The organism is Neomoorella carbonis (assembly GCF_045278715.1).
Classification (GTDB): Bacteria; Bacillota; DSM-521; order Neomoorellales; family Neomoorellaceae; genus Neomoorella; species Neomoorella carbonis.
Genome location: NZ_CP136420.1, coordinates 1,982,069 through 1,996,189, shown reverse-complemented (window position 1 = coordinate 1,996,189; position 14,121 = coordinate 1,982,069). Strand labels below are relative to the sequence as shown.

Here is a 14,121-nt window from a genome sequence, read left to right as displayed (position 1 = left end):
ACTATGGCAGATTTAGACAAAACCACCATGGCCAGAAGGTTAACTGAAGTCCTGCGCCTGGATACGGGCATCGTAGGGGTAAAGCTTTATAAAGACAGGAAGGACCTGCCCCGGCGGCCGTACAACTGGAAGATCAACATCTGCCAGCAGGTAGCGGCGGCCCGTTACCAGGGCCGGGCCAGTGCCGGTACGGCGGACCTGATGGTCTGCGCCATTGGCGCCGCCTGCACCGGCCTCATCAAGACCCCGGAGCGCTTCACCAGCGGTAAAGCCCCCCTGGGCCGCTATGTAGCCGATCTCGAAGCCGGCCGGCGTTTTATGGCCAATACGTATAAGCTCGGGGATGCCGGTAAAGTTTATGACGGCATTTTTGTGGCCCCGGTAGAAAGCTTTACCCACGAAGACCCCGATGTGGTGGTCATTTACGCCAACCCGGCGCAAGTTATGCGCCTGGTTCATTGCTGCCTACATGAAACCGGGGAACCGGTCAAGGCTGATACGGTAGCTGAAGCGGCTCTCTGTTCTTCCATTGCCTTTGCCCTGAAAGAACAAAAGCCTATCATCGGCTTCCCCTGTGCCGGCGACCGTACCTTCGGGGGCACCCAGAAGGATGAGCTGGTTTTCGCAGCGCCTTACGGTTTGCTGGAAACAATAGTCGAAAATATGGAGAGCCTGCTCATGGGCCACGGCCAGCTCTACCCCATCGCACCCTTTAACAATTACACACCGACTATGGTACCGGCCTATACCATGCAGCCGGAAGACCTGGAAGACAAGTAAAATTCAATTGCGGGGAGCTTTACGGTTTAAAAATGGTTCCACGATAATTTTGTCACCAACAAGGCGGGCTATCTCCGGATAGGCCCTCCTTATTTTTTCCTCCGGGGAGCGGGCAAGTATCCCGGCGATACTGAGCTGCTCCGGGACCAACCGGTGGGCAACAATAACGGCTGCCCTGTTACCTGAGACTCCGGCATGGGCGCTGCCCAGGAGCGTTCCCATGACCAGGATGTTGCCGCCGGCTTTAATGGTGGCGCCCTGATGGACATTACCCACCAGCACCACATGGCCGTTATAAGTTAGTTCCTGGCCGTTACGGAGATTCCCTTCTTCCAGCAGGGTAGAGAGTTCAGCTGCGTCGGCTACGGCAGGGGCAGGCGCTACCTCGTCATAATTGCCCCTTCCTACACTAGCGGCAGGGGCGGGTCTTTCCCGCTTTATGTGGGGACGGTAGCGGTCAGGCAAAGGTATATTTTTTCCCGGAACCAGGCCGTGTGCCCGGCAGATAGCTTCCAGTTCGGCTGTTTCCCGGCTGCTTAAAGGGGAGGTTGGTACCAGGGCAAAGGAAGCGCCCTGGAAGAAGCCCCGGGCCGCGGCGAATTTAGCGGCGAGGTTAGCCCGCAGTTCATTAAAATCCCGGCTGGCATCCAGCAAAATCAGCAGGCCGCCGCGGGTCCCTTTAAAGGTGATACAATCCTGCGCCATGTGGCTACTCCTTTCCGGGGAGGAAAAGTCTTCGCTAGTAAATTACATCTTCCTGGAAAGATTCGCCTTGAAAAACCATTTTTCCTGCTGCAGGTAAAAAAGTTGCCGCTATTTGTTGCCGTGTCCAATGCGGGTAAAATAGATGTAAAGCCTTGTCGATGTTTAAAGGCAAAAAAGGATTCACACCTCTTCAGGCGAATAATAAGCTATTATTCTTGGTTACCTTTCCTGGCAGGGGCAAAAGCAGGATGGTTAAAATTAAATTACGGCGTTATTTTCTAAGCTTAACAGCGTTTTTACTCTTGCCCATAGCTGCGAGCACCGGATGGTTGCAACCAAAAGCGGCACCCCATCAGGTACGGGCGGGGCTCTTAATTACGACACCGGGGACAGATCAGGGCACCCTGGCTGCTTATGCGGCGGTCTTAAAGGAAGAAGGTTTTCCCTGGGTGGAAATTGGCCCTGGAGACCTGAACCTTACTCCCGGGGAACTGGTAGCGCGCTACCCGGCCATGATTTTGCCGGAAGGGCTAAACCAGGTTTTACCGTCGCCGCTACCCCGGGTATTAACCGACTATGTCCTATCCGGAGGCAAGGTTTTACTGGTCTATGACCCGGGGATCAGGGGGGCCGGCGGGGAGAGGCTACCCGAACCGGTCCTGGCCGGCCTGGCCGGGGTAAATTACGGCCCGGCCCCGGGTGGGGACCAGGAAACCTATGATGACGGCTACTGGCAGTTCCCCACGCCCCGGCTGGCGGTATCCTGGGGGATCACACCCGGTAAGCTTGACCGGGACAATGCTGTCAGCAGCTATGGGTACGGGCGGTTACGTTACCGCCATAACCGGGCAAGGCTTCTGGATGCCCGGCTGATAGCCTATGACAGCCGGGCAGGCTTAAATCCCGTTATCACTGAAAAATCTTACCCCTCCGGGGGCGTGGTGATTTTTGTTAACATACCCCTGGGTTTTTACAAGCAAATGTCCGACGACCTTCCCTTACGTTCCGTTCTCCGGACATTTTTAATCAAATATACCCACCTGCCCCGCCTGGTCAATACTCCCCAGGGTAAAGGCGGGTTGGTAGTCAACTTTCACCTGGACAGCAATGCCCATATCGGACCGTTGCGGGCCATGATCCAGCGGGGGGTCTTCCGGCCCGACCTCCAGTATTCCATTCACATCACCGCCGGCCCGGATACATACCGGCCAGGGGATGGCTACGGCTTTGATGCCGCTTCGCCCCTGAAAGGCCGGCCCTGGGTGGAACTGATGCAGAAATACGGAGCCATCGGTTCCCACGGCGGCTGGATCCATAATTATTTTGCGGCCAACCTGGAAAAACTGCCGCGCCAGGAGGTCTGGCGCTACCTGGCCTTGAATTGCGATACCTTGAGCAGGATTACCGGCCGGCCGGTGCTGGAATACAGCGCTCCCTCAGGGAACCATCCTCCCTTCGTCAATGAGTGGTTACAGCAACATGGCGTCCTGGCTTACTACAGCCCCGGAGATACCGGCTCCAGCCCTACCCAAAGCATTTTTCACGGCCGCCAGGTGAGCGGCAACTTGTGGTCTTTTCCAATCACTCCTTACCAGGAGTATGCCGCCCTGGAGGAATTAATGACCGCCGGTGTACCCCTGGCGGAGGTTAAAGGCTGGTTCGATGACCTCCTTGATTTTATTGAAGAAGAACACGTCATCCGCTTGGTTTATACCCACGCCAACAAAAAGGAGTATGCCCTGGAGGCCCTGGCTCACCTAGCCAATCGGGCGGCCCGGGATCAGGAAGAGGAACGCCTGCTGGTCTGGCCTATGAGCCGGTTTGCTGCCTTTTTAAACCGCTATGAACAAACAGAAGCTACCTTTAACCAGGAACCAGCAGGCTGGGTAATAAAGCTTCGGAATAAGGCCGGCCTGGCCGACCTGACGGTAGCCGTCTACACTGGCGGTGACCCTTATCGCGTGATCGGCCATCATCTGACCTGGCGGCAGGAAGGAGAATGGCTGTATATAACCACGACTGCCGGTATAGTTGATAACGATATTTATTTACGCCGGCTAAAATAAAAATTTGCCTCCCTTTTCAACACATTACGATCTGGAGGTACATGCACTCCTGCCTGGGAAACAAAAAAACAAGAAAAGTGGCGTAAATTAACGCCACCTTTTAGAGCGGTAGGGTCTTTGAAGTTTATCAGGCCAGGGCCAGCTCGTCGAAACGTGCCTGGTGTTGAATTGCAGTCGCTAACCGGTCTATTATTTCCCGGACCAGGCTAAGAGGCTTACCGTGGACTTGAGCACCAATAGTTGCCCCGGTTTCCCGGGCATAAGCCACCTTTACCGCCACTTCCCTGGCTATCACGCCAGGAGCAATATCGACTGTTAGCCTTTCTCTACCCGTTTCCGGGTTCGTTCTTTGAATGAGACCTACGGAGCCAAAGGCATGATCGCCAATGGTGACACAGAACTTCTCTAAACCTATTTCCCTGGGGCGCTTGAGGACGAAGAGATTGGCGGCAGCCACGCGGGCCTCGCGGCCGCCTTCTATAGCCCGTCTGGCATTAGCGCCCCCGGGACCGGAAAGAGAGCATTTCGCGGCACAATCGCCAACGGCAAAGATATCTTCATCATTGGTACGCATATACTCATCAACAAAGATGCCAGCGTGTTCGTCGGTTGCCAGACCGGCCTCCCGGGCCAACCTGGTATTGGGCACGACACCTGTGGCCAGAATAACCGTATCAGCAGGTAAAGTCCGGCCGCTGGTGAGCTTCACCTGTTCAATCCGTTTATTGCCCTGCAATTCTTCTACTCCGGCTGCGGTTATAATGTTGATACCTCGCTGCCGGAGGTTTTCCTCCACCATGGTGCAAAACTCATCGTCAAAAGCCCAGGCCAGGCAGTGGGGGAGAAGTCTACCATGGTGACCTTTAGTTGCCGGTTGGCGGTGCATGCCTCGGCAAACTCTATGCCAGCGGGTCCGGCACCCACAATGACCAGGGACCTGGCAGAAGCCAGAGAAGTGCGAATGTTTTCCAGGGAGGGGAACTCTTTTTTTAAGACAAACACGCCTTGCAGGTCGGCGCCTTTAAAAAAAGGCGTTGCCGGGAGGGAACCGGTAGCCAGAATTAATTTATCATAAATAATATCTTCAGCAAAGGCGGTGGTGATGCATTTGCCCTGGCGGTCAATGGCTGTCACTTCATCGATTACCAGTTCAATTCCCTCATCATAAAGACGGTCGTCCCGTAAGATATTGTTATAGAGCGTACCTTTAGCGCAATTGTAAGCAAGGCACCACGGAATTAAAGCCCGGACTTCTTTACGCACCAGGGTGATCTTTTTGCCGCCATAGTACCGCCTGGCAGCCAGTGCTGCCGTATACCCGCAAATACCCCCGCCCACAACCAGCACATCCGTCCGTTTCATGGCTGCACCCCTTTCCGGTTTTTAAACCAGGCAACTGGCCAGGCGCCCGTTATCCGGCATTGGTGGAGGGAGACGCAGAACCTTTACCGTTTCTTCGTCAATTCCGATTTCACCCAGAATCTTCTTGACACGGCGCCAGGCCTGCTCCTGGCAAAGCATAGGGTCGGGTCCAGAGCGCTGGCTGCCGAAGGCCCTGGCCGGCCGGAAGTGGCACTGGCCTTCAATGCAGCCCGTCAGCCAAATCTCCTGCGCGCCGGCTTCAACGGCCTTAAGCACCTCCAAGGTGCCAATCCGGCTTAAACACGGTACCTGCAATACAAAAACGTCATTCTGGCAGTCCAGGCCAGCAGCATTTTCAAAGCTGGCATAAGCGCAGTAGCTGCAGGTGAAGATAACGGTAGGCAACACTTTCCCTGGCTCATCTGGCAGGGCCTTGAGTTCAGCTTCCATTTCAGTATGACTGTAACCTGTAAGGGTAATGGCTTGCGCCGGGCATGCCGCCACGCAGGCGCCACATCCCTGGCAGAGCAGGGGATCGATAAATGAACGGTGTTCCTTAATTGCAGGGGCACCATGGGGACAAACACGCACGCATGTAAGACAGGCCGCGCAGGCGCCTTCTACCCGGGCTACCCGTTCGGGAAGGGTTTGGCGCTCTTGCACCAGGAGGGCGGCCGCCTTCGCGGCCGCGGCCTGCGCTGATGCTATGGCTTCCTCGAGATTCTTAGGCCCTTCTGCTAGCCCGCAGGTGAAGATACCTGGCACCGGCGTCTCAACAGTTTTTAATTTGGGATGGCTGGTAGCAAAGAAACCATTCTCGTCCAGGGGGATGTGGCATAAAGACGCCAGGCACCAATTCTCCGCCCGTGGCTCCATCCCGGTCGCCAGCACCAGGAGATCGGCATCAATGACAATTTCTTCGCCCAGGATGGGATCGTAAACCCGGACTTGTACTTTGCCCTCTGGCCCTGCTTTCTTTGCGGGGACCGTTACTTCCGGTGGCGCTTCCAGGTTGTAACGCAGAAACAGGATGCCCTGGGAGCGGGCGGTTTCGTACCACTGCTCCTGCAGGCCGTAGGTCATAATATCCCGGTTGAGCACGTATATAGCGACTTCCGGGTTGATTTTCTTGAGCTCCAGGGCATTTTTTAAAGTCGCACTGCAGCAGACCCGGCTGCAGTAAGGATGGGAGCCATCGCGGGAATCTACGCATTGTATAAAGACGACCTTTTGCAGGCTCTCCAGCCGCCGGCTCCTGGTTTTAAGCAGGTCTTCCAACTCCAGCCCGGTAATTGCTGCCGGGTGCTGGCCGTACAGGTGCTGCCGGGGCTTCTTTTCTGCGGCACCGGTAGCAATAATAATTACGCCATGCCGGATGTTTTCCTCTCTCCCGCCTGTGCCTTCTATCTCTGTAGCAAAACTTCCCAGCCGGCCGGTTATGGTCCTGGCTTGAGCGTTCAGGTGGATATGGATGCGGGGGTGTTTGCTGAGACGCTGGCTTAGCCTGGCCAGATATGCCTCAACGTCGGCGCCCTGTAAGGTGTACTGCAGGCGAAGGGCATTACCACCCAGTCGTCCCTCCTTTTCTACCAGGTGGACTTCGAAATCGAGATCGGCCAGGGTAAGGGCGGCAACCATGCCGGCCACCCCACCACCGATTACCAGGGCGGCGGGTGTTATTGACCATTCCTCCACCATACCGGCAGGAGCAGTCAATGCCCTGGCCGCTGCCATCCGCACCAGGTCCCTGGCTTTTCTGGTAGCGCGATCTTTCCGGCCACTGTAAATCCGGGCCGCATGATCCAGGACATTAACCACCTTTGCTACACTGCCCGGCAGGCCAGCCTGCCGCGAATAAGTGTTTACCAGGGGTTCCAGGGCACGCGCGCTGCAGGCCGCTACTACAACCCGGTTTAAGCTGTGTTCCTTTATGGCCCTGCGTAATTGCCCGCCCGCCCCCCCGGCGCAAAGGGATAATCTTTCTACCCAGGCAACCCCGGGCAAGGAGCGGCTATATTCTTCCAGCTCCTTTAAATCCAGGCCGGCAGACAGCTGGTCACACCCGCAGACAAAGACGCCGGTCCGCGGCGGGATATTATTGCCGCCAGGAAGTGAAACAAATTGTATTTTAGAGGGCAGGGAACTCCAATAGGGTAAACCTGCTTCTTTTAACCAGGAAGCGCAGGCAGCGGCGGCGGCCGAGCCCTGGGTGACGGCGTCGATTACGTCGCAGGGGCCGCTAAAGGCGCCGGCGACAAATACTCCTTCCCGTGTGGTGGCAAAGGGAGAAAGGGCAGGGGACTGGCAGAAACCATAGGTATCGACCTTAATGCCCAGTCTGGCAGCCAGTTCCCGGGCGCCGTCAGGCGGTCGCAAGCCGGTAGCCAGTACTGCCAAGTCAAATTCTTCGACGTTGATCTGGCCGCTTTCCTGGGCATAGCGAATGACCAGCCGGGGATCTCCTGGAGACTGGATAATGCTGTGAATGCGGGAACGCACAAGCCTTAACCCGTATTCCCGCCGGGCCTTCTCCAGATATTCCTGGTAAGTTTTGCTGTAGGTACGCAGGTCCATGTAAAATAGGGTTATTTGTGGTAAAGGGAGTTTCAAAGCAGCAGCGTTCTCATAAAGCATCAGGGCCTCCTTCAGGGCATACATACAGCAGACGGCCGAGCAGTAAGCCACTCCGTTGGCGGGATCGCGGGAGCCGGTACACTGGATGAAAGCCACCCGTTGCACCGGCTCTTTGCCCGGGGGACGGTGCGGGTACCCACTTTTAGCCAGCTGTTGCTCCAGCTCCAGGCCCGTCAAGACACCGCTATAACGGCCATAACCGTAACGGGCGTTTAAACTGGGAGGTAAATATTCCTCATAACCGGGACATAGGATGATGGCAGCCACATTGATGGTTTCTTCCCGGCCCTGCCTGTTAAGATGGAGACAAAAATGGCCTGCTTTCCCGGTTAAGTTTTTAACTTCAGCACCGGTCAAGAGTACGATTTTATCTTCCCCAGCCAGCCTGATAAAGTGCGGGGAGCGTATACAGAAGAAACCATGCCAGGGCGTCAAAGCGCAGGCGCTGCAGTCGTTGGTGGGAAAGGTCTTGGATAAAATAGCCAGCTTACCGCCCGGCCGGGCAGCGCGTTCTACCAGGATTACCTTGTGGCCGAGGCAGGCCAGGTCTAGAGCCGCCTGGACCCCGGCGATGCCTGCTCCCAGTACGGCTACCGGCAACGAACCATTTTTATCCATCAATACCTCACTCCTTGCCATTAATTACGAGAGCGTCGGCTACCAGCTCGACTATGTTTTTCGCCTTAACATCGAGGTGATAATGACGGCATAAATCGTTCAATTGGTCAACGCAGTTATGGCAGGGAGTGGCGATAATCTTTGCTCCCGTGCGCTGGACCTGTTCTATTTTCACCTTTCCTTTAGCCATCCGTTCCTGGCCAAACTCGCTCAAAGAGAGCATGCCGCCACCGCCGCCGCAGCAGTAGTTATTTTCGCGGTTCGGCGTCATCTCGCGAAAATCGGTGACTGCCGCCTGCAGCACCTGCCGCGGTTCTTCAAAAATGCCCTCCTTGCGGCCCAGATTGCAGGGATCGTGATAGGTTACCGGTTCGCTGTTGCGGGAGGGGTCAAGGCGAATGCGGCCGTCTTGCAGGTATTCGGCCATGAGCTGGACAATACTGCGCACGCTGAAGGGGAGTTTGTGCCCCAGCCACTGCACCGGCCCCCAGCGAATGGCGCGGAAGGCATGGCCGCACTCGGTCATGATCAGCTCCTGGCAGCCCAGGCGATCCACCTCATCGGCCAGGCGCTGCACCAGGATAGCACCGGCTTTGTCGTCCCCGGAGAAAAGGGCGTAGTTGGTCGCGTCCCAGTAGCGGCTGGAAAGGGTCCAGCTTTCGCCGGCGGCATAGAACACTTTGGCCGCCGCCAGGATGGAGAGGGGGAAGAACTTCGCTTCCCGCGGGTTGATAAAGTACAATATCCTGGCGTCCTTCTTATCAACGGGTATTTCCGCCTCACTGCCGAACTCCGCCTGGAGCTCTTCCTGCATCCAGTCCAGGGTATCGAGGTAATCCTCCTGGCTGATCCCCATATTATTGCCAGACTCTAGAGCCAGGTCTACCACTTTCTGCAGGTTTACGGGGACGCGGCCTTCTGCCGCCAGTTCCGACCGCATGGCCCGGACCAGGTCGCCCATATTCACGCCCACCGGGCAGTAGATTGTACAGCGGCCGCACATGGTGCAGAGCCAGATCATATTTGACGTCAGGAGCCGGTCTTCCATCCCCAGCAGGAGCAGGCGCACCATTTTACGGGGGTCTACGGGGGCGCCGATGTCGCCGGTAGGGCAGCCGCCGGTGCACACGCCACAGGCCAGGCAGGCCTGCAGGCTGGCCCCGCCCATGGCCCGGAAGATTTTTGCAAGGCCAGGCGCTTCTGTAGCCAGCAAAATGGACATAAACAACACTCCTGTATAAAATTTAATGAATGGTGCTAGAAGTTAAAAAACGGATATTTCCTTGCCTTGTAACCCTGACTATACTTTCCGGTGGAGCTTGTAGCCACAATACCAGTTTTTCTTTTGCCAGCAAGGACGCGCCCCTTCCTTTGGCTCTTCTAAAGGGGTGCTTATACATTTGCCGTCCTGCCAGCAGGGGTAAAAGGCGAGGTAATTAGGGAGGTTTGCGAGCCGGCAATGTTTGCCATCAAGAAGGCGTTTAATAAACATTAACCGCTGTAAGTCCAGTTCCGAATAGCATCGCCGGCCGTTTTTCCTCATGGGAACAACCAGTCCCTTTCGTTCCCAGCGACGCAGGCGGTGGGGAGAAATATCTAAGACCTGGATAACCATACCGATGGGATACACTGACTTTCTTCGCCCCGCTTATTATTGATCTTACTTATATCATATTTTTTGAACAAACTCATGTCAATAAACTTATAAAAAATCTTACAACAAAGTTATTTAGATATAGCAAAATTATGTTTTCAATAGGAGAAAAGCGATACTTGATCTGGGATGATAAGTTAACGTAAAATAAAGCTGCCAATAATTTATAACCTGATTGTTAAGCGAGGCGGCTTTTAATGCCTGAACAAATGTTATATACCATCAGCGTGGTCGCCGATTTACTTGGCATACAGCCGGGCACCCTGCGGGTCTGGGAAAGACATAAACTCATCCAGCCCGCACGCAAGAACGGGCGGCGCCTTTACTCAAATAATGACTTGAAACGGCTGCGCTTCATTCAAAAGCTCATTGATAAAGGCTTCAATTTAAACTCCATCAAACACTACCTGGCCTTCTATCCCTGCTGGTTATACGAGGACTGCCCGGCCTGCTCCCGGAAGACTGAACGCATAGGGTGCGCCAAGCCATGCTGGAAGGAGGAAGGGACTTACTGCCAGATCTCCTTTGACGATCCCTCCCTTTGTAATACATGCCCCCATAGAAAACAGGAAACAAAGTAATTCCAGCAAGGAAAAATAGCCCCTGGTGAATAAAAACAGTGCTTACCCGGGGGATGAGAAGGTTATATAGCGGCAGGAATTTGCCTCTTCTTTGTCGAACATTACCAGAAAACGATGCTCACGGGTGCCAGGGAAGCCGGTGCAAGTCCGGCGCGGTGCCGCCACTGTGAGGGAGAGTGACCCCACAACAGGCCACTGGGTTTAAACCCGGGAAGGCGTGGGAGAGCGTTGAACCCGAGCCAGGAGACCTGCCCGTGGGATTTCACCGTTAAACCACGGCCATGGTGAAGGTGAGGTAAAAGGAGAGATTAACCCCAGCTACGCAGGCGTGGTTGGGGTTTTTATTTCAGGCAGGCGAAAGGAGATTTAAATTTTATCATGATACCCAGGAAGATCATCAAGCGCGACGGCCGGGTAGTGGATTTTGACGAGGAAAGGATTATCAATGCCATTTACAAAGCGGCCCTGGCTGTCGGGGGCCAGGACCGCCGCCTGGCCAGCCAGCTGGCCAACCAGGTAACGGCCCTTTTAGCGGAAAAATTTGCCGACAGGCTGCCTACCGTCGAAGACGTGCAAGACCTGGTGGAAAAGGTATTGATTGAGAACGGCCATGCCCGGACGGCCAAGGCCTACATCCTTTACCGGCAGCAGCACGCGGAATGGCGGGACTTTCGCCGCCTGATGGTCAACGTGCAGGAAATGGTCCAGGGCTACCTGGACGGCCAGGACTGGCGCATTAATGAAAATAGCAACATGAATTATTCCCTCCAGGGGTTAAATAACCATATCATTGCCGCCGTCAGTTCCCGGTACTGGCTGGAAAAGGTCTATCCGCCGGCCATCCGCGAGGCCCATGAAAGGGGCGATATTCATATCCACGACCTGGGGTTGCTGGCGCCCTATTGCTGTGGCTGGGACCTGGCCGATTTACTGGAAAGCGGCTTTGCCGGCGTGGGGCAGAAGGTGGAAAGCGCGCCGCCCCGGCATTTCCGGACGGCCCTGGGGCAGATAGCCAATTTCTTTTATACCTTGCAGGGAGAAGCAGCTGGTGCCCAGGCCTTTTCCAGTTTCGATACTTACCTCGCTCCTTTTATCCGTTACGACGGCCTGGACTACCGGGAAGTCAAGCAGGCCCTGCAGGAGTTTATCTTTAATCTCAATGTGCCCACTAGGGTGGGCTTCCAGACACCCTTTGTCAACCTGACCATGGATGTGGTCGTACCGCAGATTTTAGCTAACGAGCCGGTGATTATCGGCGGCGAGCGACGCGAGGAATGCTACGGCGACTTTCAGCAAGAGATGGACTGGCTGAATACGGCCTTTTGCGAGGTGATGATGGAGGGGGACGCCCGGGGCCGCATTTTTACCTTCCCCATACCCACGTACAACATCACGCCTGATTTTCCCTGGGAAAGCCCGGTGGCAGACAGGATCATGGCCATGACGGCCAAATACGGCATCCCCTACTTTGCCAACTTTATCAACTCCGATTTAAAGCCCGAGGATGTCCGCAGCATGTGTCTTTTCCCGGAAGAGGATATTTTGGTTAAAGAAAATGGGATTATCCGGAAGTTAACTATCGGAGAACTCTTTGAACTATACAAAGGACAGCAGCTTGACCATGAGTGGTTTGAGGTAGATAACCATGTCGAGGCTCTTTCCCTAAACCCTAGGTCAGGTAAATTAGAGTGGGTTAAAATTAAAAGATTGCTTAAAGTTACTGATCGAGCTGTTGTTCATATTACAACCAAAGACGGTAAAACCATGAGAGTCTCTCCGAACCATTTAGTTGCCGTTTATACAAAAGATGGTATTACAACAAAAAAAGCCTGTGATATATCTGCCGGCGATTTTCTTTTAGTGATGCGTGATGGCTCAAAAGTTCTAAATCAAGAGACAGAATTTGTCTCCAAAGAATTGGCTTGGTTTATAGGATTATTTGTGGCTGATGGTAATTATTTATATGACTCACGGGAAAATTGGAAAAAACGGCATAGAGGAATCCAGATTAATTTTAATGAAAAACAACAAGCCCTAATTGAAAAGACTAAGACTGTTGTTCGTCGGCTTTTAAATTATGATATGAAGTTTATTCATGACCCTCGCTATGAGAACTCTCTAAGAGGATATATATACAGCAGCGATTTTACTCGTACATTAGAAGAAAAGTATCAGGTTCATAAATATGGCAGTCTTCCTGAATGGATTTGGTCTGTATCTCCAGAAATAATCTTATCTTTTATTGAAGGATTCTTTGAAGGCGATGGCTATACCGTTGGAAAGGAGATTCATATTAATGACCAACGGCTGGCCGAAGAACTAAATTTACTTCTACAATTAGTAGGGATTAGTACGACCTATATAGTAAAACAAAACTCTCAGGTGATTCGAATACAACACGTTTTAGGGCGCGGTGCAAAGGGTGACAGAGTAATCCGCGACAAGCTGCACAATAATATACCTGAATTCCTAGTTGAACAGAAATATATACGCTCTGAAGACGGTTCCATTCTTTATCAATGTTACGGTTGTAAAACTGTAGGATTTTCTACAATAGATAGATGGGGTATTACCACCGAAAAGATAGAATGGCTTCGTAATGCAGATTTTGCAGTAGTAGAAGTAGCCGTTTCAACCCTAGAACAGCTTGATTATGATCAGGTTTTTTATGATATAGAATTGAGCAAGAATCACTATTTTGTTCACTCGCAGGGCAATATTACGCACAACTGCTGTCGTCTGCGTCTGGACAACCGGGAACTCAAGAAACGCGGCGGCGGCCTCTTCGGGGCCAACCCCCTGACCGGGTCGATAGGTGTAGTCACCATAAATTTGCCCCGACTGGGTTATCTTTCTAAAACGAAGGAAGAATTTTTCACCGGCCTCAAAGTGAAGATGGACCTGGCCAAAGAGAGCTTGCTTCTTAAACGCAATATCCTGGAAAAATTTACTGAGCAGGGGCTTTATCCTTATTCTCGATTCTATTTACGGCAGGTTAAAGAACGCTTCGGCAGATACTGGGAGAACCATTTTAACACCATCGGCATTGTGGGCATGCACGAGGCCCTCTTGAACTTCATGAAGAAAGGTATCGAGACCCGCGAGGGGAGAGCTTTGGCCCTGGAGATCCTGGATTTCATGCGCTCGGTTTTGACCGCTTACCAGGAAGAAACCGGCCAGCTCTTTAACCTGGAGGCCACGCCGGCGGAGGGGACGTCCTACCGTCTGGCGCGGCTGGACAAACGCAATTATCCCGACATCTTCACTTCCGGAACAGAGGAGCCGTATTATACCAATTCCACCCATCTGCCGGTCGGCTACACCGACGACGTGTTTACCGCCCTGGAGCACCAGGACGAGCTGCAGCTAAAATATACCGGAGGTACGGTCTTTCACGCCTACTTGGGGGAAAGGGTGACTGATACAGCAACCTGCCGGCGTTTTCTGCAGACGGTGATGCATAATTTCCGCCTGCCCTATTTCACTATTACGCCTACCTTCAGCATCTGCCCCGAGCACGGCTATCTATCCGGCGAACAGTGGACCTGCCCGGAATGCGGCCGGGAGACGGAGGTCTGGAGCCGGATCGTCGGCTATTACCGGCCGGTAAAGAACTGGAACAGGGGGAAGCAGGAGGAGTTTCGGGAGCGGCGGGGCTTCCGTCCTGTCTCCTGCGGCGACGAACAAACACGCCAGGCGGCAGTTTAGGTTGCCTGTTTTA

The 14,121-nt window shown here is 53.8% G+C and carries 9 protein-coding genes, 1 pseudogene and 1 riboswitch; of the genes and pseudogenes, 5 read left to right on the top strand and 5 right to left on the bottom strand.

Going from position 1 to position 14,121, the window contains the following annotated elements:
• The first annotated feature begins 3 nt into the window (after positions 1 to 3).
• Positions 4 to 780 (top strand): DUF169 domain-containing protein, encoded by a 777-nt coding sequence (locus tag MCACP_RS10315; protein WP_406676676.1) that lies wholly within the window; start codon positions 4 to 6, stop codon positions 778 to 780.
• A gap of 3 nt (positions 781 to 783) precedes the next feature.
• On the opposite strand, the gene minC is transcribed toward MCACP_RS10315, so the two are convergent.
• Positions 784 to 1,485: a septum site-determining protein MinC gene (gene minC / locus MCACP_RS10310; protein WP_406676675.1), complete on the bottom strand. Its 702-nt coding sequence runs from the start codon at positions 1,483 to 1,485 to the stop codon at positions 784 to 786.
• Between minC and MCACP_RS10305 the strand changes: the two genes are divergently transcribed.
• Both MCACP_RS10305 and MCACP_RS10300 read left to right on the top strand, forming a co-directional pair.
• Entirely contained in the window at positions 1,486 to 1,767 is a 282-nt protein-coding gene (locus MCACP_RS10305) for a hypothetical protein (RefSeq protein ID WP_406676674.1), read from the top strand.
• Positions 1,734 to 3,551, top strand: coding sequence for a hypothetical protein (locus MCACP_RS10300; protein ID WP_406676673.1), 1,818 nt, complete (start codon positions 1,734 to 1,736; stop codon positions 3,549 to 3,551). The genes MCACP_RS10305 and MCACP_RS10300 overlap by 34 nt, the downstream gene beginning before the upstream one ends.
• A gap of 127 nt (positions 3,552 to 3,678) precedes the next feature.
• On the opposite strand, the pseudogene MCACP_RS10295 reads toward MCACP_RS10300, so the two are convergent.
• From MCACP_RS10295 to MCACP_RS10280, 4 genes and pseudogenes are all read right to left on the bottom strand, one after another.
• Positions 3,679 to 4,913, bottom strand: a pseudogene (locus MCACP_RS10295) (NAD(P)/FAD-dependent oxidoreductase).
• Positions 4,914 to 4,934: 21 nt separating this feature from the next.
• The gene (locus MCACP_RS10290) at positions 4,935 to 8,165 is read right to left on the bottom strand and encodes an FAD-dependent oxidoreductase (RefSeq protein ID WP_406676672.1); all 3,231 of its coding nucleotides are present in this window, start codon (positions 8,163 to 8,165) and stop codon (positions 4,935 to 4,937) included.
• 7 nt (positions 8,166 to 8,172) lie between these two features.
• Entirely contained in the window at positions 8,173 to 9,387 is a 1,215-nt protein-coding gene (locus MCACP_RS10285; protein ID WP_406676671.1) for a (Fe-S)-binding protein, read from the bottom strand.
• A 78-nt stretch (positions 9,388 to 9,465) separates the two neighbouring features.
• On the bottom strand, positions 9,466 to 9,780 hold the full coding sequence (locus tag MCACP_RS10280) for a MerR family transcriptional regulator (RefSeq protein ID WP_406676670.1): 315 nt from the start codon (positions 9,778 to 9,780) through the stop codon (positions 9,466 to 9,468).
• Positions 9,781 to 10,016: 236 nt separating this feature from the next.
• Between MCACP_RS10280 and MCACP_RS10275 the strand changes: the two genes are divergently transcribed.
• Both MCACP_RS10275 and MCACP_RS10270 read left to right on the top strand, forming a co-directional pair.
• Positions 10,017 to 10,400: a MerR family transcriptional regulator gene (locus MCACP_RS10275; RefSeq protein WP_141262695.1), complete on the top strand. Its 384-nt coding sequence runs from the start codon at positions 10,017 to 10,019 to the stop codon at positions 10,398 to 10,400.
• Positions 10,401 to 10,505: 105 nt separating this feature from the next.
• A riboswitch (cobalamin riboswitch) is annotated at positions 10,506 to 10,670 on the top strand.
• A gap of 108 nt (positions 10,671 to 10,778) precedes the next feature.
• Positions 10,779 to 14,108, top strand: a complete 3,330-nt coding sequence (locus MCACP_RS10270; protein WP_406676669.1) for a ribonucleoside triphosphate reductase — start codon at positions 10,779 to 10,781, stop codon at positions 14,106 to 14,108.
• The last annotated feature ends 13 nt before the right edge of the window (positions 14,109 to 14,121 follow it).

Bases quoted from the DNA above. Each gene is read 5' to 3' on its own strand.
- MCACP_RS10315 (WP_406676676.1), top strand. From the start codon at position 4: ATGGCAGATTTAGACAAAACCACCATGGCCAGAAGGTTAACTGAAGTC.
- minC (WP_406676675.1), bottom strand. From the start codon at position 1,485: ATGGCGCAGGATTGTATCACCTTTAAAGGGACCCGCGGCGGCCTGCTG.
- MCACP_RS10300 (WP_406676673.1), top strand. From the start codon at position 1,734: ATGGTTAAAATTAAATTACGGCGTTATTTTCTAAGCTTAACAGCGTTT.
- MCACP_RS10290 (WP_406676672.1), bottom strand. From the start codon at position 8,165: ATGGATAAAAATGGTTCGTTGCCGGTAGCCGTACTGGGAGCAGGCATC.
- MCACP_RS10285 (WP_406676671.1), bottom strand. From the start codon at position 9,387: ATGTCCATTTTGCTGGCTACAGAAGCGCCTGGCCTTGCAAAAATCTTC.
- MCACP_RS10280 (WP_406676670.1), bottom strand. From the start codon at position 9,780: ATGGTTATCCAGGTCTTAGATATTTCTCCCCACCGCCTGCGTCGCTGG.
- MCACP_RS10275 (WP_141262695.1), top strand. From the start codon at position 10,017: ATGCCTGAACAAATGTTATATACCATCAGCGTGGTCGCCGATTTACTT.
- MCACP_RS10270 (WP_406676669.1), top strand. From the start codon at position 10,779: ATGATACCCAGGAAGATCATCAAGCGCGACGGCCGGGTAGTGGATTTT.